We start from the raw sequence: 23,569 nt of genomic DNA on the forward strand, positions 1-23,569 counted from the left end.
ATTACGGGAATCGATCTACCGTACGGCACCCCTGGCGGCAGTGTCGAACTCCTCCACGACCTCTATCTCGGCACGCCGCCGCAGATCCCCTCAGACGTGTTCATGCTGACGGCAGCGGACGGGCACCCGGCGGCACCGGAGGGCGGGCCGGTGGTCCTGCCGGTCGCCGGTAAGGCGCTCGACGGGGCGGCATTCTGGTCATACACGGCCGCGCTGAGCGCAGCCCTTCGGGAGCGCTTCGCCGCCGCCGACTATCACGTCGTGCACCTGCAGCACCTCGCTTTCGGCGCTACCCCCGCGCTGCAACACGCATTCCCTCACCTTCCGCAGGTCGCGATCGTCCACGGCACGGACCTCCTGTACGCCGAGACCTACGCCGCGCAGGCCGAGGTGCTGCGCCGCACGGTGAATACGGCGGACGCCGTCGTCGTGCCCACCCTGGCCATGGCGGACCGCCTGGTGCCGTTGGTCGACGGGCTGCCGAAGCGGATCGTCCACATTCCCTGGGGCGTTCCCGACGAGCTGCTCGGATCCGGGGGGGAGCCCGGCCGGGAATCCCCGGGCAAGCTGCGGATCCTGTATGCCGGACGGCTCACCGCCGAGAAGGCGACCGGATCCGTCCTGAGCACCGTCGCCGGCCTGGACGGCGTCGTACTCTCCGTCGCCGCCCCGGCCGCCGAGTACGCCCTGCTGGCCGGCGACGGCGCCCTCTGCGGGGTGCGCTATCTGGGCTGGTTGACGCGCCCCGCGCTCTGGCAGGAATTCGCCCGGCACGACCTGCTCATCGTCCCCTCCGTCAAGCTGGAGGCATTCGGCCTCGTGGCCGTCGAGGCGCAGGCCTGCGGTCTGCCCGTCGCCTTCCAGGCCGTGCCCGGACTCTCCGAGGTGCTGCTCGACAGCGGGTTCCGGGTCGACTTCAGCGACGCCGGCAGGGTGGCGGTGCTCGTCGAGAAGCTTCGAGCGAACCCGGCGTTGCTCGCCGAGACGCGCGAGGCGGGCCGGGCCAACAGCGCACGGTTCCCGCTGTCGGCGACGGCCTCGGCACTGCGCAAGCTCTCGGCCGACCTGGTGGCACGGGCGCCGACTGCTCGTCGGGGCGGTGCCGGGCGATGAGGCGACCAGACGCACCGGCCGACAGGCCCGAGCGCGGGGAGAGCGGATGCGTCTTCTGCGCGATCGTGGCCCGGACGCAGCCCACAGCCGTCGTGTACGAGGACGGATCGACGCTGGCGTTCCTGGACATCACGGCGGTGACGCCGGGGCACACCTTGGTTGTCCCGAAGACCCACCGAGCCGATCTGTGGGAGATCGCGCCGGATGAGTGGGCGGCGGTCACCCGCACGGTACACCGCGTGGCCCGGCGGATCGAGGAGGTGCTGCGGCCGGACGGCATGACGCTGTTCCAGGCGAATCGCGACGCCGGTTGGCAGGATGTCTTCCACTTGCACGTCCATGTGGTCCCGAGGGCGACCGGCGATCACCTGCACCGGCCCTGGACCGCGTCGCCGGTCCCGCTGGACACGCTCCAGGCGATCCGCGCGCGCCTGTTCATGCCGACGCCGGCCCATTAGCGCCGTCGCCACCCCGGATCCGCTTCGGCGACGACGCGTTGCCGCGAAGCCGGAATCATCCTTTCTTTGCCCACCCGTTGTTTCCGCACAGAGATCGGACAAGATGTGACTGAAAGCGACGCCAGAACAGCCGCCGAGGTGGCCGCCGAATGGAGCGTGGTTGTCGGTGGCACACCGGAGCATCCCCGCCAGGACTTCTTCGACAGCGGAGGATCGTCGCTGGGTGCCGCCCGCCTGGCGTCGCGGCTGTCGGCACTGTACGGCGTGGCAGTGCCTCTCAGAACCATCTTCGAGGCGCCCACCGTCGCGGGTCTGGTCGAATGGCTGCGCGCCAACCAGGTCTCGGCGCATGGCCGGCTCCTGTCGCTCGCGGACGGAACCGCCACCCCCCTCATCATGTTTCCCGACGAGCAGGGCGACCCGGCAGCGTTGCGCGCGATCAGCACCGGGCTCCAGAGGCCGGTGCTGGGGGTACGCAGCAAGGGGCTGTTGGGCGTCGGCAAGCCGTTGCTGTCGATCGAGGACATGACGCGGGACTGGGTCCGGATGTTGGCTGTCTGGTCGTCGACGAGGACGGTGCACCTCTCCGGCGTCGGCGTGGGCTGTGTCTTCGCGGCCGCCGCCGCCCATGCGCTACGCGCCGAGGGATGGACGATCCCCGCACTGGTGCTGGTCGATCCGGCGACGCCCGAGCCGACGAGCTTCGAGGAAGCCCTCGCGGGCCATATCCGGTCTTCGGCGGGGTCACTCGTCCCCGCCGGAGTCGAACTCGACAGTCTCGAGTCGTTGCGAAAGGCCTTGTCGAGCTCAGGACGCACGATGTCCGGTGCGGTCTTCAACGCGATGGCGGTACGCCTGCGCGTCGCCGCCGCGAACACCGTGGCCGCCGGCACCGCAGTGCCGCTCGACGGCCTGCCACCCACACTCGTGCTGTCTCGTGGCGACGTGATCGCCTCCGGTGCCTATCCGGATCAGACAACAATTCGCAGCATCGGCGCGACCGACAAACTTCGTGACAGCATCGAGGAATTTCTTGCCGAGGCCGAGAGCGGCCTGCCGAGAGAGCCCGAGAGAGGAACACCGTGACTGCCGTCGTTCACCCGCCGGACCCACACCAGCTCATCCAGGCAGTAGTTTCCGCCCAGTGGTACAGCGTGATGGGCCGTCCGCCGCTGGATGTCGACGAGGACTTCTTCGCCACCGGGGCCTCCGTGATCGACGCTGCGACGTATGCCTCGCAGCTGTCTGACGCGTTCGGGCGTGAGGTCAGCGTGCAGCTCGTCTATGAGAATCCCACCGTACGGAGTCTCTGCTCGGCGATCCGGTCGGGCTCCGCCGGCCTGCGATCGCGCATCCTGCCCCTGTGCCTGGACGGCGACGGCGCCCCGCTGTTGTTCATTCCCGGCGCCCACGGAAACCCGGCGGTCAACGACAGGCTCACGGAGCCCATCTTCGGCCGCCGGGTTTATGGGCTCGAGTTTCGCGGCCTGCTGCCCGGCGACGGCGAGCCGCTGCGCAGCCTGGAAGAGGTCGTCGAGGACATCACCCACGAGATAGGGCAGTGGCGCACGGCCGAGCCGGTGCATCTCGCCGGCTACTGCACCGGCGCCGTCTACGCGATGGAGGTCGCCCGTGAGTTGATCGGGATCGGCTGGCCAGTGCGAAGCGTGACCATGCTCAGCCCGTCGACGCAGCCGCAGGGGCCGTACCAGCCCGACTTCGACGAACTCCTCACCGACAGGGTCGCCCACATCGCCGCGTCGGAGGGGCTGGCGGACTACAGCGGCCCCCCGGTCGCCAGCGCGCTGTTCGCCGAGCTGAGGGCAGGTGGCAAGGAGGTCGCCGAGGAGTACGTCGAGGAGGTCATCGCGCGGGCGCGGATGTTCGTCTCCAACTTCTACGCCCTGACGCGGTACAAGCCCCCGCCGACGCCGGTCGGGACTCCGGTCACCGTGCTGCTTCCTCAGGGGGAGGACGGGGACCTCGCGCTCTCGTACTGGCCGGATGTGCTGGCGCCCACGACCACCTTCGAAACCTTCGGGTGCGATCACCTTGATGTTCCCGGCAACCCCGCCGTGATGGCGGCTATGGCGAAAGCGATGCACGCCGCGGACCGAGAGGCGGAAGACGCCGACACCGCCGGCTCCCACAACCGGCGGGAGGCCGCCGCCCCGGCACCTCCACCGAGCTGACGGGTCACCCGGGCAACGTCACCGTCGACAAGTCAGGTCCGATCCGGCCCCGCCGGTTCGACAGCGACCTGTCGCGGGCCGTCGTGCCGCCGTGACCCGCCTGCTCAAGCGCGCGCCGTGTCCGGTCCTGGGGCCAGGACTTCGACAAGCCCGACCCCGGACCGGACCCGGCGCGCCTCGGTGATCAGCGGGTCAAGTCCATCTCCACGGCCTCGTAGAGAGCCTTGATGTTGGAGCTGCCGAAGGTTTCTGCTCCACGCCGTTCGATGACCTCGAAGAAGATCGTGCGCCGCTCGTGCATTGATCGTGTGAATATCTGGAAGAGCTGACCCCCGTGATCCTCGTCGACCAGGATGTTGAGTTCGCGCAGCTCGTTGAGCGTGTGCTCGCCCGTTGACACGCGGTCGCTGAGTCGTCCGTAGTAGGCGTCGGGGGTCGTGAGGAATTCCACCCCGTTGCGGGACAGCGTCCTGACGGCCTCGACGACATTGTCGGTGCCGAAGGCGATGTGTTGGACGCCGGCACCGTCGTGCTCTTTCAGAAATTCGTCAATCTGCCCCTGATCGGCGCTCGGATCAGGCTGGATCAAGGTGAAGGTAACCGCGCCGGTCTGGCTCTGGACGACTTTCGAGAGCATTGCCTGAGCGCCCACCGCGATACGCTCTTCGAAGGTCTCACGGAAACCGAACGTCGCCTTGTAGTAGTCGACCGTCGGGTCCAACTGCCCGACCTTCAAGCAGACGGCGAAGTGGTCGATCTCGGCGAGCCGCGCCTCGCCGACGTGCTCATGCTCGGCAGGCCCGCCCGCCTGGGGGAGCGGCCGGAAGCCTGGGGGGAGCCCTCTGCCCGAGCCTCGCCGCTGGACCAGCGTGTGTACGACATCGTCGAAGCCGGAGACGCTGGCACTGAGCACGACATCGTCGGTCTCGTGTTCCCGAGGCTCGGCGAGCGCGCAGGCACCTCGCTCGATGACCTGGGCGAACGCCTTCCGCACGTCGGCGGTGCGCAACGCGATGTCGGCGACGCCGTCACCGTGCGCCAGTACGTAGGATGCGGCCGGGTGTCGCGCGTCCGTCGCCTCGGTCAACACCAGGTCTATGGCCCCCTGCCTGAGGAGCACCGAGCGGAACCCCTGCTGGGGTGAGCCGCCGATCGCCACTTCATCGAAGCCGTAGTGGTCGCGCCATACCGCAGCCTGTGCGGACATGTCCTGGACATAAATCTCCACGTAGTCCAGCTCGAAGTCATCGATCACAGCGCCTGCGCACGAGGATTCCATGCCATTTCCGCCTCTCTTGGTAGGACCGGACAAGGGAAATTTCGTAGCCGCCCGGCTACCAGCGGTCCACCCCCAGCAACTTCCGGCCCAGTGGGGTCATCGCCGCGAGCTGCGCTTCGTCGTAGCCGCGATCGGTCGGGCGATCACCCGGCCGCTCGCCGGCCTGGTACGGCTGGTCATCCCTCGCGTATCGAAGAAACTGGACGACGCGGGTCAAGGACCGGCGGTTGTGTGACGCGGCGTGCGGCATCAGGTGGTGCATCAGCACGAAATCGCCGGCAGCCCCGGTCACCTCGACGGTCTCGAGATGGGAGATGTTTCGCCACTTGTCGTGCAACTGGCGGCCGCGCGGGGCGGCCCTGGCCTCTTCCTCGACAATGCGATGCCCGCCCGGCACGACGTGGATACCGCCGCCGTGGGGCTCGACGTCGGTGAAGTAGAAGCATCCGCCGATTTCGGTCTCTTGCAGGGTGAACAGGAACTCGTCCACATCCTCGGGAACCGCAGGGTCGAGATGGAGCTGCTGGCTCAGTTCGCTCTCATGCCGGGTGTCGTTGCGTATCGTGATCGCCAGTGAGCCGTCCCTGACGAGCAGCCGAGGAGACTGCAGTAGCTGCGCCATCACCGTGTAGAGGCGTTCGTTCTGGTAGAGCGGGATGATCTCCGGGCCGTCGAAGGTCTGATCCCCCGCAGCGTGGAAGGGTTTGATCCGGCCGTCGAAGGACTCCCAGTGGTCGGGAATGCTCAGGTCGGGCGGGAGCAGGTCCAAGACCAGGCTGGCGAAGTGCTTCGCCTCATCCGCCGTCAACACCCCCCGCACGACCAGGTACCCCTCCGACCAGAAGGTGTCGATCTCCTCCCGGGTCAGGCCCGGTTCTGCCTTCGTGACCCCCATGTGAACTCCAATCGTCGAAATCCCTCGGGCTGAGGTTGGTGACCAGGTGGAACCGCCGGTGACAAGGGTCATGCCCCACCGTTCGCGCGGACCTCTGTGGTAGGCCCAGCGACGATCTCGTACCAGTCAGGGGCGACGAGGAGTTCGTTCGTCTCGATCGCTTTGAGGAGCTCCTCGCGTAGGTCAGCGGGGGTCAGCGTGGACCCGGCGGCCACCACCACTCGTGCTGTCAGCCTCGACGCGCCGGTGGCGGGGTCCCGATCGGCGGTGGTCACCACGTCGTCCACCTCGTCGAGGTTGCGCAACCGGCTCTTGATCCTGTCGTGGTCGATCCACTGCCCGTCGATCTGCTGTTCGGCGGCAGATCGCGGCACCTTGTGCAGATCGACCTTTCTGGCCACCTCGTCCACCGCGCAGTCGCCGTCTGCCGCCACAAGCCTCAACGTCAGCTCGATGCCGCGCAGCAGGCTTTCGCACTGGGAGGGCGTGATGACGGATGAGTCGCCATGGATCGACAGCTGGGCGGACTGAGGGCTGCTCCACCGCACTGACAGGCTGGCTCCGTACTCATAGAAGACCTCGTCCGTGGTCGCTGAGACGACGTCGGACGCCAGCTCCGTCCCGTCCTCGGCCGCCCCGGCGAGCGTCCCGGTCAGTACGGTCCAACCCTGAGGGGGCGGAATGAAGTTGAAGGCCAGATCGGTGCTCAGACAGATGCCCCTGCGGCGCTGGGCCCGGGCCCGCTCCTCGATCAGGTCGAAGGGGTCGTACCTGCCGTATGTGGGGTGTCCTTCAGCCAACCTTCGCTGCACGTTCGTGGCGGCCTCGAACAGCTTGCCCCCGTGCGATGCGAGCGCCACCGGGGCCCGCTGGGCAGTCGCGCACCACACCCTGCGCAACTCGCGATTGTGGCGGTTGTCGACCGACACGTTGACCGAACATGCCCTGGTCTCGCTGCGCCAGCACATCAACTGCGCGAACGCGGCCAGGATCACTGCGGAAGGAAGCAGCCCGGTCTCGGCCATGACGCGCGAGAACAATCGGTCGGCGCGGCGCACCGTGAGGGTGCACCGGTGGTAGCGCCCCTCGTTCGTGTCACCGCCGGGGCGGCTGGGGTGCATCCTCGGCGGGGAGACCGAGTAGTGACGACGGAGGTAGTCCGCCGCCTTCGCGCGTTCCAGGTTTCCCTTGGGGCTCGATTCCAGCGCAGCGGCCTCGCTCGGCTGTATCCCGCCGAGCCCGGTCGGGAGCGCCGACTGGGTCTGCGCCGACCCGGCCAGGATCCCGGCCGTCTCCTGCTCCAGCACGCTGTGGAACCCGGCGTCGATGGCGACGTTGTCGGCCACGACCGCCAACCAGTTCCGGTCATGGCTGCGCAGCAGGTAGAACTGCACCAGAAGCTGGTTGACAGCGCCGAGCCTGTGGACCCGGAAATCTTCCGCGAGCCTCGCCATGCATGGCCGCAGGTCCACCTCACCGGCAATATCGACCACGCGTAGCGGCGAACCCGACTCATGCAATTTCTGTCGCAGTTCACCCGCTATCGACTCGATGGAGGTGCGCAATATCTCGAATCGCTGCTCCAAGGCCCGGACCAAGGAGCGGGCGGCCTCGGCCGTCGAGGTCGGCAGCGGCTGGACCCCTGAGGCGATCCCCTTTTCCAGATGCCACTGAAACTTTTGCGCCCTGGTCATGGGTGCGGTGGTGGACGTCCTCTGATGCATCAGAATTCCTCGCACGATCTGGTGTCGCGGGCCGACTGTGGATGCTGAAGATTCACCGCACGCTGGCGATTGCGCTCGTCGCTGCCTCCCGTCCCCTGACCAACCCGCCATGCGCTGCTCACACCGCCACGGGACCGACCCTGGTCGGTGTGGTCTCTGCGGCTCGTCCGTCCTGTTCGGCCGTGATGAGCCCTCGCAGCGACAGGGCCAGCAGCGATGCGCCCAGGCAACCCGCGGCGACCAGGATGATCCACAGCCAGCCGAGCCCGAGTTGAAGAAGCGGGCCGGCGCTCACCGGGGCGATGATGCCGGAGATGCCCCAGGCCATCGACGCGAGGGCGTTGTACCGGCCGCGAAGCTCGTCGGTCGCGAGCGCGTTCGCAAGAGCCGGGTTGGTCGGTGCCAGCAGCGTCTCGCCGACTGCGAAGATCGCGCCGAAGGCGATCACACCGGCGGCGCTGAGCGCCGCACTCGTGCCTTCGACGTACCCGGTGGCACCGAGGATCAGCCAGGCCAGGCCGAAGATCGCGCCGACGCCCGCGAGCGCCCGACTGCGGCTGCGCCCCTGCAATCGCTTGATGACAAGCAGTTGCGCCAGCACGATGACCAGGGTGTTGGCCGTGAAGGAGTAGCCGATCACCGCCGGGCTCACCCCGATGGTCTTCGTGGCGAAGCCGGTGAAGCCGACTTCGAACTGTGCGTACCCGGAGACCGTCAACAGGACGCTGAACATCATGAACCGCCGGAACGGACGATGCGCCCACACCTCGGCGTACCCCTTCTCCCTGGTCCCGGCTGCCGGGTCGCGCTCGACCAGCCGGAGGCCCACCGTCGGCATGCTGAACAGGATCAGAAACGGGCCGAGGTAACAGAGCATGTCGAGCACGTAGATGAACTGGAACGTCTCGACTCGATTGACGTCCACGATGGATCCCGAAATGGCCGCGCCGACCCCGATGCCCAGGTTGAGCAGCGCGAACTGGAAACCGAAAATCTTCTGTCGCTCCGACTCGCCGGTGAGGGACGTCATGATGGTGTTCTGCCCGGCCCAGATCACGGCCCCGCCCAGACCGGCCAGAGTCAGCGCCGCCCACGCCTGCCACACGGTGCCGACCAGGGCGATGGCACCGAGCCCCGCCGCCTCCAACAGCAGGGCCGGCAACACCACGCGGCGCGCGCCGAGCCGGTCGATGAGAGTGCCGCCGAACGGTGTCACCACGAGGGTGAGCAGGCCGAACCAGCCGATCAGCAGGCCGACGATGCCGCTGGGGATGTGCCGCACCTCGCTGAGGTAGATGAAGAGGAATGGCAGCGTCAGCCCGTGCCCCAACGATGAGAAGATGGTGCCGACGAGCATCCGGCGGGCTTCGGGTCTCGCGGGTAGGACGTCGCGCAACATGCGGCCATTCTGCCGATCGGATACAACATTACGCAAGTAAATTAGTGGCGTCACCTGGCGTGTCGGTTGATGCGCTGAAGTGCATCGTCAAGATAACGTCGTTCTTAAATGCGTTAGCGATGATGTCGAGGTTGGATTCGGTGCGGGTCCGTTCGGCCGGCCCGTTTCCGCCGACCGCTTCCCGCACCCACCAGGACCGCTCGAGGGTCTAATCTCCCTGCTTGAGCGACACCCCTCGCAGGGCGATGACCTGCTGACGGGCACCCTGGAGGTCCTTCTTGCCGCTGGGTAGTAGTCGCAGAGACTCCACGACGAAGATCTTGTTCGGCCGAGCGTACGTCGGCAGTAGGTGGGCGACATGCTTGCGCAGCTCACCGGCGTCGACGGCGGCTCCGGGCACTCCGGACACCAGGGCGAACAGCTCGGTCTGGCCATCAGCGGAGGTGATCGGCACTGCCACCGCACGCAGCACCGACGACGCTCCTTCAAGGGCGGCCTCGATCTCAGTGAGGTCTACCCGGCTTCCCCGCACCTTGACCTGACGGTCGGCGCGGCCGACAAACAGCAACTCTCCGTCGGCCCCGACCTCCACCAGGTCCCTGGTCCGGAAACAGCGCCCTCCCTCCGCCGGCCCCTGTGGATCGGGGCGGAAACGCTCAGCCGTCAAGGCGCTGTCCCCCAGGTAGCCACGGGCGACGGTGTGGCCGCCGATGGCGAGCTCTCCCGTGGTTCCGGCAGGAAGCGCATCGATCGGCATTCCGTCGACATAGGCCGCGACGCCGGGCAGCGGACGGCCAATCGCTGTCAGGCCGGCCTCGGTGGCTTTCGCACCGACCTCGGCCTGAAGCGCGAGCCCGAACTCCGTAGATCCGTAGGTGTTCACCAGACGGACCGCTTCCGACGTGTGCGCCCGCCACAGCTCGGCCGATGCCCGGTCGAGGTTGTCGCCACCGATGACGACGAGCCGGAGGGAGGGCGGCAGCATGCCGATGCCGTCGGCGAGCCCGTACGCCAGCTCTCGCCAGAACACCGTGGGTAGGTCTGCGATCGTCAACTGCCGGTCGGCGGCCATCGCCAGGAACTCCCAGGCGGTGCCCGACCTTGACGCGGTGTCGATGACGAGCGTCGAGCCGCCCGACAGACAGGTGAAGATCTCCTCTCCGCTGGTGGCCCAGATGAGCGAGGAAAATTGCAGGAATCGGTCGCCCGGCCCAATGCTCCAGTCGGTGACCAGGTTCGCCACATAGGCGGAAAGCGCGCCGTGTGACATCATCACCCCGCGCGGGGTGCCCGTCGAACCCGAGGTGTAGTAGACGCAGGCGAGGGTGTCCGGATCGCCCGCGTCACTCGGCGGTGCCCAACCGCAGGAGTCCGCTGAGATGATGGCGCCGATGTCGAGCACTTGGGGGGCCAGCCCGCGGTGCTCGTCCGCCCCCCGCTCGTCGGTGACGATGAGGTCGATCCCCGCATCGGCGACGATCGCGCTCAGCCGCTCCCTCGGAAAATGGGAATCCAACGGAACGTAGGCGCCGCCGGTCATCATCGCGGCGAGCATGGCGACGACCGCAGCGGTCGAGTTCGGCAGCAGCACGCCGACAAGCCCTTCGCGGTCGAGCAGAGGGCTCATGACGGCTGCGGCCCGGGTCGCCTGGGCCATGAGCTCCCGATAGGTCGTCTCGACTCCGTCGAAATCTATCGCGACCCGGTCTCCGGAAGACTCTGCGTGCGCGGCGATCAGCCGCCACGCGCTCTGCGGAGCCGCCCGCCGATGAGTGGGGTGGGGGCGCAGGTCGGTCCATTCGTCTCGGATCCACGCGAGGCAGTCGCTCTCGGTTCCCTGCGGGCCGACCTTCTGCCAGCCTCCTGGCAGCTTGTGCTCCGTCGGCCAGACCGAGTATTGACCGACGTGGTTGCGAACGACCGAGGTCGCCGGAGATCGCCGGCCCGGGTGGCCGTCCGCAGGGACGGGTACGCTCTGGCGCGCCGCATCCGTCGCCGGTGACTCCGGCAGGTGGCTCATGACATCGTCTCCCTTGGCGGCGATACGCCCGCCCCGCCGTGGGTGCGTACGCGCAGCCTGTCGCCCATCGGCGCGGCTGCCTGCTGGATATCGTCGGGCCATTGAAACACATGCCTATCACTGTCACAACCGCTGACCAGAAGTTCACTCGCATTCGTGGACGTAATGGCCGGCTCGCTTATCGGCATCGGTGGTTCGGTATGCCGATGTCGCCGTGAACGGCGCGCTCGGGGTGCATCGCCACCAGTCGCCCAGCCGGCCGCGAGGGGCGCGACGAGGAACTGACCGCGATGATCGAGCGGATCCACGCGGAGAACTACGGCGTGAACCAAGGGAACGAAGCCATGCCCTCTGCACCTGCTGAATATCGACGTATCGCCGACGAACTGACCAAGAAGATCAAGAGCGGTGAACTCGCGCCAGGGGCGAAGCTCCCCAGCACGAGTGAGCTTGCCGACCAGTTCGGCGTCAGCATTGCCACCGCGTACCGCGCGGTCTCGCTTCTGCATGACCGCGACCTGGTCGTAGGGCAGCCGGGGCGCGGTGTGTACGTAGCGGGCCAGGGGTAGTCGGAGGTCACGTCCGCGGATGGCACGAAAGGTGACAACGGTGATGATCTCCGTATGATGCTGAAGATGCCTCAGCCAGTGATCTTCGATCTCTTCCACACCTTGATCCACGGGGCCGACGAGGAGCGTGACCGGGTAGTGGGCGAGATGGCGGTCATCGTCGGCGTAGCTCCGGCCGAGCTGGTCGCCGCGTACCACGCCAGCTGGCGGGAACGGCTGATCCGGTGGGACGTGGAGGAGACCATCCGCATCCTCGCCGGACGCCTCGGCGGCACGCCAACGAACGAAGAGGTGACAAAGGCCGGTGAGCAGCGGCGAGCCCTTGCATGCCGAGTGCTGGACAGGGTCTCGACCGGCACCCTGGACGTGCTCGACGCGCTACGCGGTGACGGGCATCCGCTGGCCCTCATCAGCAACGCCACCTCGGACACTGCCGAGCTGTGGCCGCAGAGTCGGCTCGCCCGACGGTTCGATGTCGCGATCTTCTCCTGCGAGGTCGGGCTGGCCAAGCCCGACCCGGCGATCTATCACCTTGCTGCCGAGCGGCTGGGGGTTGAGCCGGCGGAGTGTGTCTTCGTCGGCGACGGCGCAGATGGTGAGCTGGCCGGGGCGGCGGCGGTGGGTATGACCGTCTTCCGGACCACGGAGCACAACGACACCGATCCGGGCTGGGTCGGGCCGGCTTTCGCTACCCTGGGCGACCTGCCCGCCATACTTCGAGAGCCGCGACCTACGCGCCTCACTCAGCGTCGAACCATGGCTTGTTCGCGGCCCAGTGCAGGACCCATCCAGCGAATCCCGAGTCCGCCGTGGTGAACCCGAACTCCGCTCCGAACGGAGTAGCGCCCTCGCCGCTGATGTTCCAGACATGCCCTCGATGCGGCCCGGTGACGATGAGGTGCCAGTACATCCCGCATCCGTCGGTGCCCAACACGATTGACCCGTCGTTGTAGACCTGCTCAATGAGCGGGCTGATCTCTTCCCACGCCCTCGGGTCCTCCTCCCACAACCAGGGGGAGGTCAGCGGGAAGGGCCGACTCAAAACGCGTTCCGGCCGGTCGGCGCCCCAGTCGTCGGGCAGCTCTGCCAACCCGACAAGCCCGTACTCCGGCGGTCCGGAGTACGACCCGTCGGTTATCTCCGCGACGAACGTTCGGTAGGGGTCAGGCAGGACGATGCCGTGCTCCGCCTCGAAAGCGCGCACGGCTTCCCAGCCCAGGGCGGACTCGCCACCGTCATCGACGTACAAAGCCGCCCGGAGCGCAGCAAGGTCTTCAGAGCCAGCGTGGCCGGTATTCATGCGGCCATGGATACCACCCGCCGCCGCTCCCAGAAGACCAGCCCGGTGCCTCGGCTCTACCAGCCGGCTGCGGCTCGTCAGCCCAGCCATCCGTACTGCCAAGACCGCCGGCTGACCGTGCAGCCCGCATCTAGTCCGCAAGGGGTCGATGGGCGGCGGCAGTCAGCGGGCATTCAGCCCTGTTGTTCCCAGTAGCGGAAGCAGTCCTGCTTGCCGGCCACTGCGTCACCGATGAACGCCCCACCGGGTAGGCCAGTCCTCTGGTTGACCACGAGCGCGGCCAGCGACGGCTCGTTGAAGTCCTCGCAATCTTGGCTGAGCACGTCGAGTAGGTCCCCGAACTGCAAGTTGTGGTACCGGCGATCAACCGCAATCGCCAATTCGCCGTATGTGATGGTCTGCTGACGGCGGGCTGCGGCGATCAGGATGCCCCGCACAACCGGCAGGGTCTCGCACATCAGTTCGGTGTACCGGACCTTACTGCCCGGTCGCCAGGAGCTGGACACGTTGTCCCCGACTTGCCAGCCGAAGTGCTTGCTCAGGGGCATGCGCATTCCTCCAGAGATTCGCGTCCACATTCCTACGTTGGCCGGTTGTCACGGCGCCTCGCTTCGGGCGAACGCCTCGATGCGGTCCATGTGCTCGGGCTGCAAACCGGTGCTGCCACGCGGGCGGATCAGCAGCGCCCGACCGGCCGCCACCAACTCGTCGTGTACGTCTCCGTCGAGGGGGACTTCGGTGTCGTCGGTCCAGATCAGCCGGCGGTCGTCGGCGAGCACCTTCCGTGCGGCGGCCAGCTTCGCTGCGGACGCCGCATCGCCCCGCACCGGGTCGGCGAACGCCCGCTTCAAAGGAGGAAGCGCCCAGAGGCGTTCGAGTGCAGTGGCGTCGGCGCACCAGGTGCTGCACCAGCGCAGTTCCACGGCCCCGCTCCTGTTCAGGTTGCGGATGCGTTCGATCAGCGCGGGTGCCCACCGCATCGTGTACTCGTAGTTGTCGACGCTGGACCAGCATCCGCTTCTGCGGGGTGGCCCGCCCCAGCCGGGGCGTGAGGCGTTGAGAACGCCGTCCACGTCGAGCAGCCACACGGACGGCAGCGGGGCGGTCATCGGCGTCGCCTCGGAGGGGGCACCTGATGCATCCGAACCAACGAACTCGGCACTCCGCTCATGTCCAGACCGCTATGGCCCCGCCAGGCTGGCAGACCAGGCAGAGGTCTCCCGGTCCTCGCGCATTCCAAGCTTCGTACTGGGGATCAGGGTTCACGTTCAGGTGCGCTCCGGTGTCGAACACCAGCCACAGTGCTCCCGTCTTGAACGCGACCGCAGAGCGGATCTTCGCGCCGAAGAGCGATAGAGCAGGTACGACGTCTTGGCACGCGGGATCCAGACGAACCGGCACCACGCCCGGAGCGGTCAACGGACCATCGGTGAGCACGGCTTCGTTCTCCAGCTCCACCTGAGCCCCGTCGAGGACCAGTGTCAGCTGACAGCTGACCCGAATCTGGATTACCTGCATGTCGCGATAGGGCAGCAGCCAGCGGTCTTCCGACTCGATCAGGCCCGTCCGTCCGTTCACGGTCAGGACACTGCCAGACGGTGTCAACGTGCTCTGCTGCGGCGGGGTCATCGGTGCGTTCGGCGATGACCCCGCCGCAGCCGACCACTACCGACAGGCTCGCGAAGCCCGACCCGTCAACGAGTGGCGGTGAACGACTTCGAGCCAGGCGCTAACGGCTCACTCGGCCTTGTTGGGCCAGATGAGGCCCTGGTCGGTCCAGACGACGCCCTCGTTGCGGCAGAGACAGAAGGGATGGCCGACGGGGTCGGTGTAGACGCGGAAGCCGTAGCCGTTGGGCCCCACTTCGTCCCGCTTCAGGGTCGCGCCGAGGGCCAGGACGCGGCTCTGCTCCGCCTCGATGTCGTCGACTTCGAAGTCGAGGTGGAACTGCTTGGGGTGCTCACCGTCGGGCCACTGCGGGGCTCGGTAGTCCTCCACTGGGGTGAAGGCCAGCTCGATCTCGCCGAACTTGATGCCGGCCCAGTTCTCGTCGCTGCCCTCCCTGACCGGGCGGCCCGTCACCTCGGCGTAGAAGGCTGCCAGCTTCATCGTGTCCGGGCAATCGATGATGAAATCGGTGAGTCGCAGCATCCCGCGATCGTGCCACAGGACCAGGCGGCTGAAGGCCACGCCCCTGGTCGACAGCCCGCACCACATGCACCGGCCGCTCGAGCCCGGTGCCGAACTGCCGCGAGCCGACCCAAGCTCCGGGTGGCCGCGCATCCCCCCGGGATGTCGGTGCGGGGAATTGTGTGGCTGAGCGGTAGGGCCGTCTACTCTCGACGGCCACACGGGCGGTAGCCCCGAAGGGCGAAAGCCTGCGCTGCTGAGCCAGCACGACCGGCGATGCTCACCGACGAGAAGGAGCCCACGTGACGATCACCCTGAATCACACGATCATTCCGGCGCGCGACAACGAGCGAGAGGCGCGCTTCTTCGCCGAAATCATGGGGCTGCCGTATCACGGGCTTAACCGTCATTTCGCCCCTGTCCAGGTCAACGAACAGCTCACGCTGGATTTCCTGACCATGCCGGATGCCCTCGGGCACCACCTCGCCTTCGACGTCGACCCGGAGAGCTTCGACCAGATCCTGGCCGGGCTGCAAAGTCGGGGCGTCCCGTACGGCAACGACCCCCAGCAGCCCGACAACGGTCGCACCGACCACCCGTTGGTGCCTCGGGGTGTGTTCTTTCAAGATGAAGCCGGGAACCTGTGGGAAGTGATGTCACCCCAGTGATCGCCAGCGTCAGAGTGCCATCGACGTGGAGCAGACTCGGGCGCTGGTAAAGGAGCGGTTCGTGTCCGTCCCGCATGAGGTTCATGTCGGGTGGGGCCGCGCCATCATCGGCCACGCGCTGCGATCCTGACCCGGCCGCAGCCCTGACCGGAGCCGCCCTTCATTGAGGTGGCCTGGTCGGTCCCCGCCCCGATACCACGTCCCGGCTCGTCGCCGGGAGCGGACTTTCGCCGGTGACTGCGCAATCGGCGGGCGTAATGGTCACCGGCGAGGACTGCCTCATTCGTAGTGGTAGCGGCACTGCGCAATCTGCACTGTGTCGTCCATGATCCGGTATACGAGGCGGTGTTCATGATCGATGCGCCTCGACCAGAAGCCCGCCCAGTTACCGCGGAGTTGCTCCGGTTTGCCGATTCCTTGGTGGCCGTTGCGTCGGATGTCCTCGATCAAGGCGTTCACTCGTTTCAGCATCTGGCGGTCTCGTTGCCAGGTCAGGTAGTCTTCCCAGCCTCGTCCGGCGAACTGGACCTTCATGCTGCCGGCGCCTCGCCTGAACTGGCGTCGGGGTCGACCAGGTCGTGCATCTCCCCACCCCCGTTGCGCAGCTCTTCGACGGCTTCATTCAGACGGCGCGCGTTGGCAGGGCTGGCCATCAGGTAGGCCGTCTCCTTCAACGACTCGTACTCGCGCAGCGAGATGATGACCGCAGCCTCCCGGCCCGAGCGGGTGACCACCACTTCCTCGGCGTCGTCCACAACATGGTCGAGCATCTTGGCCAGGTTCTGTCGCACTTCCGAGTAGGGAACGGTACGCATGCTGCCTCCCAACGTTACGTACAATAAATTGTACAAGCTACCGGGCTGCGCGTCAGATCGTCCGACCTCTGGCTTTGGCGGAGATGCGGTCGTCGGCCCGGCTGGGGATACGGCTTCGCCTTGGAGCCGACGTACGGGTGCGGGCGGCACCTGGTCCACCTCGGCGGCAGGGTCGTGGTCGGCGAGCATGCACCGATCGAGCTCGCTCCTTGTCCGGCGCAGCCAGTACGGGAGGCGGAGACGTCGGCGCGATGTAGCCGGGCGCATCGGCGCCCTGGCCCAGGCCAGCAGTAGACGAACACCAAACTCGTCGTCGTTGCGCACGCCTTGACCGAGGCTCGTGACATTACGTAGATGCACGTTCACGCCCTCAGAAGGCCGTCCGCTCACCCTTCATGCTGCGCCTCGTACCGGTTGACCGTCGCCCTGGCGGCGGCTGTTGCGCAGGCTGCCCACCCCGAGCGTGGCCGTCAGCGAGCTGGCCACCCCGTGGCCCATCGCATCGGTCACGCTGAAGTGCAGCACGTCGCGGGCCAAGCTGTAGTCGAAGGTGTCCCCGCCGATCGTCGCGGCCGGCTCCAGCCAGCCGGACAGGATGAACGAGCTGGCCTCGCACGTGAAGGCGGAGGGGAGCAGGCGGCGCTGGATCTCCGCGGAGAGGGAGAACGGGGTCGTGCGCTGCCCCGACTCGAACAGATCGGTGTGCCGCCGGTTGGCGATCACCACGAACGACAGCGCGTGAGCGATATTGCTGATGTCCTGCAACACCTGCGGAGCAGGCTCGTCCGGCAGGGTCATCTCCAGCAAGCCGATCACCTCGCCCCGGTTGGTCACCGGTGCCAGCACCGTCCATCCCTGAACCCTACGAGACCTGCGATTGCTGCACGTCGTCGCCGCGCGCCTGGCGCCGCCCGCTGCACCGGCTGCCGGCCCGCCTGCGTACGGATGAGTCGGTGGGCGAAGGTCGTCGTCTACGCCCGGAAGAAGAGAAGCCGGCGACGGCTTTTTCCGACGAGAGCCAGACGCGCCGATCGCTGCCCATGTCGGCCCTTTCGTTTCCCGGGTCTGCCCGCGCGGTCAGAACCGCAGTCGGCTACCTGACAACGGCCTGCCCAAATCCGCCCCAACCACCACCATGGACCGGTTCGTCACCGAGCTAGGAGAGTCCCTTGACCGACCCGCAGCACCCCGCCGACGCCAACAACCCCGGCCCGGCCGGCCCGCCGCAGCAGCCCTGGGCAAACCCCGGCGACCAGCCGCCGCAGCAGCCGTGGGCGGCACCCGGCGGGCAGCCCTACCCGGCGCAGCCCGGCGGGAGCACCGTCCCACCCCAGCCGAACCGCAAGGCCATCATCATTTCCGCCGCCGCGATCGTCGGCGTCCTCGCGGTCGGCACCCTCGGCTTCGTCGTCTGGGACGGCTACCTCAGAAAGGACTCGGGAGTGGCCGCCTGTGAGGCGATGCGCGACGGCAAGTCCCCCGATGGTCGTGACAAATCGCCGGAGAACAAATTGGTCACCGAGGCCCAGTACCGGCAGTTGCGGAAGGTCTTCGAGGATTCCCGACACGACAAGATCCGCGAACATGGCACCGGGCTCGTGGACATCGGCTGGCAGATCGAGCAGCTTCCCGAGGGCCAGAGCTCGGCGGCATTGGCGTTCATCGGGCCGATGGGCACCCACCTCGCGGGGCTGCAAACGGCGTGCGCCGACCAGGGCGTGATCGTCAACATCACCGACCAGGACTGAGCCGCCGCCAGCGTGCGGGGGAGTAGGAGCTTGCCGAACATGACCAACGTGGCAGACGACCACCGCGCCGTCGCCAAGGCGTTCGCCGAACGGGTGCGCGGCGTCGCCCCGGCCGACTGGGACAACCCTGCCCCCTGCGAGGGCTGGGTGGCCCTGGACGTGGTGCGCCACCTGACCGAGTGGCTCCCGGCGTTCCTGAGCGCCGGCGCGGGCATCGAGCTGCCGAAGGGGCCGACGGTGGACGAGGATCCGCTGGCCGCCTGGGTGGCGCACAGCGACGGCGTGCAGGCACTGCTCGACGATCCCGCGACGAGCGGCCAAATGCTGGCGAATCCGCACGTCGGGGAGATGCCGGTCGATCAGGCGATCGGCATGGTCTACGTCCCCGACGTCTTCCTGCACACCTGGGACCTGGCCCGCGCCACCGGGCAGGACGAGCGACTCGACCCCGACCGGTGTGCCCAGCTCCTCGCGGGGATGCTGCCGATGGACGACGTGCTCCGGGGGAGCGGGCAGTACGGGCCACGGGCCGAGGTGGCCGAGGACGCCGACGCGCAGACCCGCCTGCTCGCCTTCATCGGCCGCCCGGTCTGAGGCCCCGGAACCAGGCCGGGTACCGGTCGGGTCCGGAATCAGGCCTGGAATCAGGACCGGGTCCGGGCGGGGCCGGTCAGGACGTGGCGAAGGCGTCCACTCCGGTGAGCTCGGCAGACAGCCTCCACAGCCGGGCGGCGTCGGCGAGATCGGCCCCACCGGGCTCCTCGACGATCGCGCAGTCCTCGCAGTAGACACCGCCGACGCCGCTGGCGGCCATCCGGCGGATCGCCGAACTGACCGAGGGCCTGGCGCTCATCGACAACAAGGTCCGCACGTACGAGGAGCACCTCGCCCAGGGCACCGCCCACGCCCTCTGGAGCACCCCGCAGCCGCCGAGCTGACCCCCACCGACCGGGCCGGAGGCGAGGCGGGTTCAGGCTGCCGTCGGCGTCCCCGCCGGGCACTGGATTGCCGGGTCTACCGTGGCCTAGGCCGAACGTCACCCCGCCCCAGCCACGGGAGGCCACCCGATGAATCGCCCCGTTGTCCTTCTGGTTGCGGTGCTCGTCGCGATGACGGTGACCCTCCTGCTGTTCTGGGCGGCCGACCGGTCGCGGGCGAGGGCCGACCGGAATTCCCGTCGCCGGCCGGTGCCGCCGCACTCAGGCGCGGATCGGGCCGGCAACCGGCCCTCGGACTCTGGGTCCGGCACATCGTCGCAGGACACGACCTTCGGCTACGTCGTCCCGATCCTGCCTCCCGAATCATCCGCTGGCGACGGCGGCGGGCACCACGGCGGTGGGGGCCACTCCGGCGGCGGCGACTCCGGCGGTGGCTACAGCGGAGGCGACTCCGGCGGCGGTGGCTACAGCGGCGGTGGGAGCAGCGGCGGCGACTCTGGCGGCGGCGGGAGCAGCAGCTACTGAGGGACGGAAGGAAACCTGTTCAGCGCGGAGCGGCCCTGCGCCGGGCAGGGCCGCCCGCCCCCGACAGCTACGTCGTGGGAAGGCGGACGGCCCGCTGGATCAGCGCGTTCACCCGCTCGGTGAGTTCGCGTACGGCCGCCTCGTCGTCGCCGTCCAAGGCCGTGATGCCGTCGACCAGCGCCGCGTAGTCGGAGGTCAGCCGCAGGTACAGGTGGCAGAACTCCCGGTCGGCCTTGGTCCTGACCTTGCGCGTGTCGGCGGCCACGGCGTACCGCGGCTCCAGGTCGATGATCTGTTGGGCCAGCACGGCGGTGGCGGCGCCGAGCGCGGTGCGGTCGTCGGCCCGCTCGTCGCGGCGGGCACGCTGGGCCGCCGCGAGCCGGCCGGCCCGGCGGCCCGCGACGTAGAGCGCCGCCGCCCCGGCGACGACGGCCGTGAGCGCCGCGCCGGCGAGCAGGTACCGGGGCAGGGAAGGGCTGACGGTACGGGAGCCGTCGGGCACGATGTCGGAGCTCACCAGCCGGTCGTAGTTGACGGCGACGACCTTCACCGCCTCCAGGGGACGGTCGATGAAGGTGTCGGTGCCCTGGCCGATGGTCGTCTCCGCGACGGCGGCCCGGCCGAAGTTCTTCTTGTCGCGCTCGGGCAGCAGCGCGCAGCCGTACTTGTCCCAGTCCTCCCCGTCGCGGGCCATCACCAGCACCAGCGTCCCGTCTGCGGCGCGCTTGACCCGGTCGCAGGCGTCGCCGAGCTCCGCCCCCGGGGCCAGCATGATCACCACCAGCCGGCGGTTGCCGATGACCCTCTCCGCTGCGGCCCGGTCCAGGTCGACGCCGGGCGCGGCGTAGACCGACGAGGTGCGGACCTGGCGGGCGATCGGCCCGTCCAACAGCCCGCCGCTCCACAGCGCCCAGCCGGCCAGGATCGCGCAGCCCACGACCGCGAGGCCGAAGGGCGTGCCCAACAGGTCGCTGAGCCAACGTCGTCTCATGTCAGCCTGCCCTGCAGATAGTTCTCCGGCCGGTAGCCGGGGATGCCCAGCGTGCGGGCGGCGTCGTCCAACTCGCCCGTCGCCTCGGTCAGCAGCGTGTGGACGTGCCGGTCCGGCAGGTCCTGGCCGAGCGCCTCGCGGGCCGCCTGCAACCGGACGATGCCCCGGGTCAGCGCCGGGTCGCTGCGCACGTCGGTCAGCAGGGACATCTCCACGGCGAGGGCGGTGAGCCCGGCCAGTCGGGCCGGCGCGCCACCGAGGTGCGCGCCACCGGCGATGCGGCCCCGCAGGCCGCCCTCGGCGCGGCGCAGCGACCGGACCGACAGGGCCAGGAAAGCCGCCACGCACACCGCGAAGACCCACGGCAGCGCCGGCAGCGCCACCCGCAGCGGGTCGGCCGGCCGGTACGGCAACGGCCGGTCGAACACCCCCGAGTAGCGGACGTCGATGACCCGGTCCAGGTAGACGCCCAGCACGTTGCGCTGCGGGTAGTCGGTCCGGCCGAGCACGCCGCTGAACTGGCCGTAGAAGCTCGCCCCGACCAGCTCGGCGAAGTCCGCCTGCCCCGGGCCGTGGTACTCGATCCAGAGCCCGTGCATCACCACGATCGGCTTGTCGGGGAAGAGCCTGGCCAGCGCCGGGCCGTACCGGGGCAGCGGTGCGCGGTCGCGCTGCTGGGGGAAGGCGGCGAACCAGGCGCCGTCCGGGAAGGCTTCCTTCGCGGTCTTGACGGGCACGTCGGTCAGGGTGGCCCCGACCGCCCGGTGCAGCCCGGTCGATCGCAGGTCGGCGGCGACGACGGCCAACTCCCGGGCGGTCGGCTCGCGCCAGCTCAACTCGTCGGGGTCGGACGGGGCGGGGCGGTCCTGCAACGCGGTGATGAGGGTCAGCAGCGGCCCCGTCACGTCGCCGGCGGCGAACTGGGCCCGCCAGCTCGGCAGGTCGTCGGGGACGGCCCGGAAGAGGACGCCGCTGACCTCGGTGCCGACGACCTTGATGGTGGTGCTGTTCCTCACGCCCCGCTCCCGGAGCTGTTGCTCCACCCCCTGGACCCGCAGGCGTTCCTCCTCGTCCAGGCCGGGCGGCGCGACCAGGATGCGGTAGTCCTCGCTGCCGATGACCTCCCGGACCCGCTGCTCGTTCCACGAGGCGATCGAGCCGGGCAGCCGGACCACCCGGTTGGCCGCCAACTGTGCGGCCATCTCCTCCACCGACGGCACGGTGGTGGCGCTCGACTCGCCGGCCGAGCCCTGCGCGACCCCCGCCGAGGACGACGGTGACCGACCGTAGCTGACGTCGAAGCTCTGCCCCTGAGCGTGCAGGAAGACCACCAGGACCGCCACGGCGACGCCGAGCGACGCCCAGCGCAGCAGCTCGAGGGCCCGGCGACGGGGACGAACGTTCATGCCTGCCCCCGCCACAACCGGTCGGCCCGCCGGGCGTGCTCCGCGGCCTCCCGCGCCGCCGCCGGCCCGCCCCGGCCGGCGGCGATCAGCTCGGCGCGGGCGAACAGCCGCTCGGCCTCGGGCACCCGGGTCGCCGCGGCGTCCCGGCTGACGGCGGCACTGTCGATCTCCGCCCGCGCGGCGGACCAGGCGGTCCGGCGCGCGTGGTCGCGGGCCCGCCACCGGGGCAGCAGGGTCGTCACGAAGCCCGCGCCCACCAGCAGCAGGCCGCCGGCCAACCAGATCGGAAGGGTCTGTGCCATGCGCTCCCACCTCGTGCCGAGGGCCCGGCCCCGCCCGCCCCGGACCTGCCCACCCGGCCGGGACCCGTGTCCAGCAGGGACGACGTACGGGCCGAGTCTGGCTGATCATGTCAACCAGGGCCACCCGGGCCGCCCGCCACCACCTGCGGTGACCGGGCGGCCACGAGGCGCGGCCCGAATCGGGTCGGCGAGCCGGGGGTGGGACTCCTGCGGAATCCGTCAGAGGCGGGTGGCGGTGCGGACGAGGTCGGCGACGGCTCGGGATCGGCTGCGGGGTGGCCACGCCATGACGGTGGTGATGCGGGGGGCGTCGACGACCGGGACGGCGACGACGCCCTCGCCGAGCTGGGACCGACAGGAGTCGGGGGCGATCATCATCGTCCTGCCGAGGGCGATGAGTTGCAGGAGCTGCGAGTGGCTCTGCACCTCCGGCCCGGGGCCCTCGCCGTAGCTGCCGTCCGGGCGGGGCCAGCGGGGCCGGGGCAGGTCGGCGAGATCGCTCGTCTCGGCCAGCTCCAGCTGGGTACGGGTGGTGAGGGGGTGCCCGGTCGGCAGGACGGCCACCTGGCCCTCGGTGAGCAGTTCCTCGGTGTCGAAGCCCGTCGTGTCGTCGATGGGCGGGTGCAGGATGGCCACGTCGGCGTGACCGTTGCGGAGCAGGCCGGTCTGCTCTCCCGGGCCGCTCAGCAGGATGTCGACGTGGGCCGACCCCGGTTCGGCGGCGTACGTGTGCAGCAGCTTGGCCAGCAGCTCGCTGGAGGCGCCGGCCTTGACCGCCAGGACGACGCTGGGCCGACCGACGGCGGCGAGGGCGGCCCGCCGGGCGCGCTGCTCGGCCGCCTCCAACGCCTCCAGCGCCGCCCGCCCCTCGTGCAACAGCACCGCGCCGGCCTCGGTGAGCGACACCGGCCGGCTGTCGCGCTGGAGCAACGGGGTGCCCAGGCGGCGTTCGAGCTGCATGATCGCTCGGGACAGCGGCGGCTGGGCGATCCCGAGGCGCTGCGCGGCCCGACCGAAGTGCAGCTCCTCGGCGACGGCCACGAAGTACCGCAACTCTCGGCTCTCCACGCCGCCCAGCGTACGTCCGGCCCCGGCGG

General features: G+C 69.0%; 27 protein-coding genes. 9 read left to right on the forward strand and 18 right to left on the reverse strand.

Annotated elements, in window-relative coordinates; genetic code table 11:
- Positions 1-102 precede the first annotated feature (102 nt).
- From ACLQ2V_RS25935 to ACLQ2V_RS25950, 4 genes are all read left to right on the forward strand, one after another.
- Complete coding sequence (locus ACLQ2V_RS25935) at positions 103-1,113, forward strand: glycosyltransferase family 4 protein (RefSeq protein WP_425721189.1); 1,011 nt, start codon at positions 103-105, stop codon at positions 1,111-1,113.
- Positions 1,110-1,571, forward strand: coding sequence for an HIT family protein (locus tag ACLQ2V_RS25940; RefSeq protein ID WP_425721190.1), 462 nt, complete (start codon positions 1,110-1,112; stop codon positions 1,569-1,571). The genes ACLQ2V_RS25935 and ACLQ2V_RS25940 overlap by 4 nt, the downstream gene beginning before the upstream one ends.
- Positions 1,572-1,676: 105 nt before the next feature.
- Positions 1,677-2,657 (forward strand): phosphopantetheine-binding protein, encoded by a 981-nt coding sequence (locus tag ACLQ2V_RS25945; RefSeq protein ID WP_425721191.1) that lies wholly within the window; start codon positions 1,677-1,679, stop codon positions 2,655-2,657.
- Positions 2,654-3,763, forward strand: coding sequence for an alpha/beta fold hydrolase (locus ACLQ2V_RS25950; RefSeq protein WP_425721192.1), 1,110 nt, complete (start codon positions 2,654-2,656; stop codon positions 3,761-3,763). The genes ACLQ2V_RS25945 and ACLQ2V_RS25950 overlap by 4 nt, the downstream gene beginning before the upstream one ends.
- A 184-nt stretch (positions 3,764-3,947) precedes the next feature.
- Here ACLQ2V_RS25950 and hppD read toward each other — a convergent pair whose 3' ends face one another.
- The 5 genes from hppD to ACLQ2V_RS25975 form a co-directional block, all read right to left on the reverse strand.
- On the reverse strand, positions 3,948-5,018 hold the full coding sequence (gene hppD / locus ACLQ2V_RS25955) for a 4-hydroxyphenylpyruvate dioxygenase (protein WP_425721193.1): 1,071 nt from the start codon (positions 5,016-5,018) through the stop codon (positions 3,948-3,950).
- Positions 5,019-5,097: 79 nt separating this feature from the next.
- Complete coding sequence (locus ACLQ2V_RS25960) at positions 5,098-5,937, reverse strand: phytanoyl-CoA dioxygenase family protein (RefSeq protein ID WP_425721194.1); 840 nt, start codon at positions 5,935-5,937, stop codon at positions 5,098-5,100.
- Positions 5,938-6,005: 68 nt separating this feature from the next.
- Positions 6,006-7,631, reverse strand: coding sequence for a hypothetical protein (locus ACLQ2V_RS25965; protein ID WP_425721195.1), 1,626 nt, complete (start codon positions 7,629-7,631; stop codon positions 6,006-6,008).
- A 148-nt stretch (positions 7,632-7,779) separates the two neighbouring features.
- Complete coding sequence (locus ACLQ2V_RS25970) at positions 7,780-9,060, reverse strand: MFS transporter (RefSeq protein WP_425721196.1); 1,281 nt, start codon at positions 9,058-9,060, stop codon at positions 7,780-7,782.
- Positions 9,061-9,268: 208 nt separating this feature from the next.
- A complete protein-coding gene (locus tag ACLQ2V_RS25975; RefSeq protein ID WP_425721197.1) occupies positions 9,269-11,080 on the reverse strand; it encodes an amino acid adenylation domain-containing protein in 1,812 nt (603 codons plus the stop codon).
- 344 nt (positions 11,081-11,424) lie between these two features.
- Here ACLQ2V_RS25975 and ACLQ2V_RS25980 point away from each other — a divergent pair, with 344 nt between their 5' ends.
- On the forward strand, positions 11,425-11,649 hold the full coding sequence (locus tag ACLQ2V_RS25980; RefSeq protein ID WP_425721247.1) for a GntR family transcriptional regulator: 225 nt from the start codon (positions 11,425-11,427) through the stop codon (positions 11,647-11,649).
- Positions 11,650-11,703: 54 nt separating this feature from the next.
- On the forward strand, positions 11,704-12,465 hold the full coding sequence (locus ACLQ2V_RS25985; protein WP_425721198.1) for an HAD family hydrolase: 762 nt from the start codon (positions 11,704-11,706) through the stop codon (positions 12,463-12,465).
- Here ACLQ2V_RS25985 and ACLQ2V_RS25990 read toward each other — a convergent pair.
- The 5 genes from ACLQ2V_RS25990 to ACLQ2V_RS26010 form a co-directional block, all read right to left on the reverse strand.
- Positions 12,389-12,949 (reverse strand): SMI1/KNR4 family protein, encoded by a 561-nt coding sequence (locus tag ACLQ2V_RS25990; RefSeq protein ID WP_425721199.1) that lies wholly within the window; start codon positions 12,947-12,949, stop codon positions 12,389-12,391. The genes ACLQ2V_RS25985 and ACLQ2V_RS25990 overlap by 77 nt on opposite strands.
- 173 nt (positions 12,950-13,122) lie before the next feature.
- The gene (locus ACLQ2V_RS25995) at positions 13,123-13,497 is read right to left on the reverse strand and encodes a hypothetical protein (RefSeq protein ID WP_425721200.1); all 375 of its coding nucleotides are present in this window, start codon (positions 13,495-13,497) and stop codon (positions 13,123-13,125) included.
- Positions 13,498-13,545: 48 nt separating this feature from the next.
- Entirely contained in the window at positions 13,546-14,058 is a 513-nt protein-coding gene (locus ACLQ2V_RS26000; protein ID WP_425721201.1) for a hypothetical protein, read from the reverse strand.
- Positions 14,059-14,116: 58 nt separating this feature from the next.
- Entirely contained in the window at positions 14,117-14,527 is a 411-nt protein-coding gene (locus ACLQ2V_RS26005) for a DUF6188 family protein (RefSeq protein WP_425721202.1), read from the reverse strand.
- A gap of 159 nt (positions 14,528-14,686) precedes the next feature.
- Entirely contained in the window at positions 14,687-15,100 is a 414-nt protein-coding gene (locus ACLQ2V_RS26010; protein ID WP_425721203.1) for a VOC family protein, read from the reverse strand.
- Positions 15,101-15,381: 281 nt separating this feature from the next.
- Here ACLQ2V_RS26010 and ACLQ2V_RS26015 point away from each other — a divergent pair, with 281 nt between their 5' ends.
- Positions 15,382-15,747 (forward strand): VOC family protein, encoded by a 366-nt coding sequence (locus tag ACLQ2V_RS26015; protein WP_425721204.1) that lies wholly within the window; start codon positions 15,382-15,384, stop codon positions 15,745-15,747.
- Positions 15,748-16,026: 279 nt separating this feature from the next.
- Here the strand turns inward: ACLQ2V_RS26015 and ACLQ2V_RS26020 are convergent, their stop codons facing one another.
- From ACLQ2V_RS26020 to ACLQ2V_RS26030, 3 genes are all read right to left on the reverse strand, one after another.
- Positions 16,027-16,281, reverse strand: coding sequence for a Txe/YoeB family addiction module toxin (locus ACLQ2V_RS26020; protein ID WP_425721205.1), 255 nt, complete (start codon positions 16,279-16,281; stop codon positions 16,027-16,029).
- Positions 16,278-16,562 (reverse strand): type II toxin-antitoxin system Phd/YefM family antitoxin, encoded by a 285-nt coding sequence (locus ACLQ2V_RS26025; protein ID WP_425721206.1) that lies wholly within the window; start codon positions 16,560-16,562, stop codon positions 16,278-16,280. The genes ACLQ2V_RS26020 and ACLQ2V_RS26025 overlap by 4 nt, the downstream gene beginning before the upstream one ends.
- Before the next feature lie 393 nt (positions 16,563-16,955).
- Positions 16,956-17,408 (reverse strand): hypothetical protein, encoded by a 453-nt coding sequence (locus ACLQ2V_RS26030; RefSeq protein ID WP_425721207.1) that lies wholly within the window; start codon positions 17,406-17,408, stop codon positions 16,956-16,958.
- 323 nt (positions 17,409-17,731) lie between these two features.
- On the opposite strand from ACLQ2V_RS26030, the gene ACLQ2V_RS26035 reads away from it, so the two are divergent.
- Positions 17,732-18,310 (forward strand): hypothetical protein, encoded by a 579-nt coding sequence (locus tag ACLQ2V_RS26035; protein WP_425721208.1) that lies wholly within the window; start codon positions 17,732-17,734, stop codon positions 18,308-18,310.
- Between the two features lie 39 nt (positions 18,311-18,349).
- Complete coding sequence (locus ACLQ2V_RS26040; RefSeq protein ID WP_425721209.1) at positions 18,350-18,904, forward strand: TIGR03086 family metal-binding protein; 555 nt, start codon at positions 18,350-18,352, stop codon at positions 18,902-18,904.
- Positions 18,905-18,980: 76 nt separating this feature from the next.
- Here the strand turns inward: ACLQ2V_RS26040 and ACLQ2V_RS26045 are convergent, their stop codons facing one another.
- The 5 genes from ACLQ2V_RS26045 to ACLQ2V_RS26065 form a co-directional block, all read right to left on the reverse strand.
- On the reverse strand, positions 18,981-19,163 hold the full coding sequence (locus ACLQ2V_RS26045; RefSeq protein ID WP_425721210.1) for a hypothetical protein: 183 nt from the start codon (positions 19,161-19,163) through the stop codon (positions 18,981-18,983).
- Positions 19,164-19,840: 677 nt separating this feature from the next.
- Positions 19,841-20,764, reverse strand: a complete 924-nt coding sequence (locus ACLQ2V_RS26050) for a hypothetical protein (RefSeq protein WP_425721211.1) — start codon at positions 20,762-20,764, stop codon at positions 19,841-19,843.
- Complete coding sequence (locus ACLQ2V_RS26055) at positions 20,761-22,170, reverse strand: hypothetical protein (RefSeq protein WP_425721212.1); 1,410 nt, start codon at positions 22,168-22,170, stop codon at positions 20,761-20,763. The genes ACLQ2V_RS26050 and ACLQ2V_RS26055 overlap by 4 nt, the downstream gene beginning before the upstream one ends.
- Positions 22,167-22,472, reverse strand: a complete 306-nt coding sequence (locus tag ACLQ2V_RS26060) for a DUF6403 family protein (RefSeq protein WP_425721213.1) — start codon at positions 22,470-22,472, stop codon at positions 22,167-22,169. The genes ACLQ2V_RS26055 and ACLQ2V_RS26060 overlap by 4 nt, the downstream gene beginning before the upstream one ends.
- 219 nt (positions 22,473-22,691) lie before the next feature.
- Complete coding sequence (locus tag ACLQ2V_RS26065) at positions 22,692-23,540, reverse strand: LysR family transcriptional regulator (RefSeq protein WP_425721214.1); 849 nt, start codon at positions 23,538-23,540, stop codon at positions 22,692-22,694.
- Positions 23,541-23,569: the final 29 nt, after the last annotated feature.

This window comes from Micromonospora sp. DT233 (assembly GCF_049841815.1).
In the GTDB taxonomy this organism is placed as follows: domain Bacteria; phylum Actinomycetota; class Actinomycetes; order Mycobacteriales; family Micromonosporaceae; genus Micromonospora.

Excerpts from the sequence above, each read along its gene's own strand:
- ACLQ2V_RS25935 (WP_425721189.1), top strand. The coding sequence starts at position 103 with ATGCTGACGGCAGCGGACGGGCACCCGGCGGCACCGGAGGGCGGGCCG.
- ACLQ2V_RS25940 (WP_425721190.1), top strand. The coding sequence starts at position 1,110 with ATGAGGCGACCAGACGCACCGGCCGACAGGCCCGAGCGCGGGGAGAGC.
- ACLQ2V_RS25960 (WP_425721194.1), bottom strand. The coding sequence starts at position 5,937 with ATGGGGGTCACGAAGGCAGAACCGGGCCTGACCCGGGAGGAGATCGAC.
- ACLQ2V_RS25965 (WP_425721195.1), bottom strand. The coding sequence starts at position 7,631 with ATGACCAGGGCGCAAAAGTTTCAGTGGCATCTGGAAAAGGGGATCGCC.
- ACLQ2V_RS25970 (WP_425721196.1), bottom strand. The coding sequence starts at position 9,060 with ATGTTGCGCGACGTCCTACCCGCGAGACCCGAAGCCCGCCGGATGCTC.
- ACLQ2V_RS25975 (WP_425721197.1), bottom strand. The coding sequence starts at position 11,080 with ATGAGCCACCTGCCGGAGTCACCGGCGACGGATGCGGCGCGCCAGAGC.
- ACLQ2V_RS25980 (WP_425721247.1), top strand. The coding sequence starts at position 11,425 with ATGCCCTCTGCACCTGCTGAATATCGACGTATCGCCGACGAACTGACC.
- ACLQ2V_RS25985 (WP_425721198.1), top strand. The coding sequence starts at position 11,704 with ATGATGCTGAAGATGCCTCAGCCAGTGATCTTCGATCTCTTCCACACC.
- ACLQ2V_RS25990 (WP_425721199.1), bottom strand. The coding sequence starts at position 12,949 with ATGAATACCGGCCACGCTGGCTCTGAAGACCTTGCTGCGCTCCGGGCG.
- ACLQ2V_RS25995 (WP_425721200.1), bottom strand. The coding sequence starts at position 13,497 with ATGCCCCTGAGCAAGCACTTCGGCTGGCAAGTCGGGGACAACGTGTCC.
- ACLQ2V_RS26000 (WP_425721201.1), bottom strand. The coding sequence starts at position 14,058 with ATGACCGCCCCGCTGCCGTCCGTGTGGCTGCTCGACGTGGACGGCGTT.
- ACLQ2V_RS26010 (WP_425721203.1), bottom strand. The coding sequence starts at position 15,100 with ATGCTGCGACTCACCGATTTCATCATCGATTGCCCGGACACGATGAAG.
- ACLQ2V_RS26020 (WP_425721205.1), bottom strand. The coding sequence starts at position 16,281 with ATGAAGGTCCAGTTCGCCGGACGAGGCTGGGAAGACTACCTGACCTGG.
- ACLQ2V_RS26025 (WP_425721206.1), bottom strand. The coding sequence starts at position 16,562 with ATGCGTACCGTTCCCTACTCGGAAGTGCGACAGAACCTGGCCAAGATG.
- ACLQ2V_RS26040 (WP_425721209.1), top strand. The coding sequence starts at position 18,350 with ATGACCAACGTGGCAGACGACCACCGCGCCGTCGCCAAGGCGTTCGCC.
- ACLQ2V_RS26045 (WP_425721210.1), bottom strand. The coding sequence starts at position 19,163 with ATGAGCGCCAGGCCCTCGGTCAGTTCGGCGATCCGCCGGATGGCCGCC.
- ACLQ2V_RS26050 (WP_425721211.1), bottom strand. The coding sequence starts at position 20,764 with ATGAGACGACGTTGGCTCAGCGACCTGTTGGGCACGCCCTTCGGCCTC.
- ACLQ2V_RS26055 (WP_425721212.1), bottom strand. The coding sequence starts at position 22,170 with ATGAACGTTCGTCCCCGTCGCCGGGCCCTCGAGCTGCTGCGCTGGGCG.
- ACLQ2V_RS26060 (WP_425721213.1), bottom strand. The coding sequence starts at position 22,472 with ATGGCACAGACCCTTCCGATCTGGTTGGCCGGCGGCCTGCTGCTGGTG.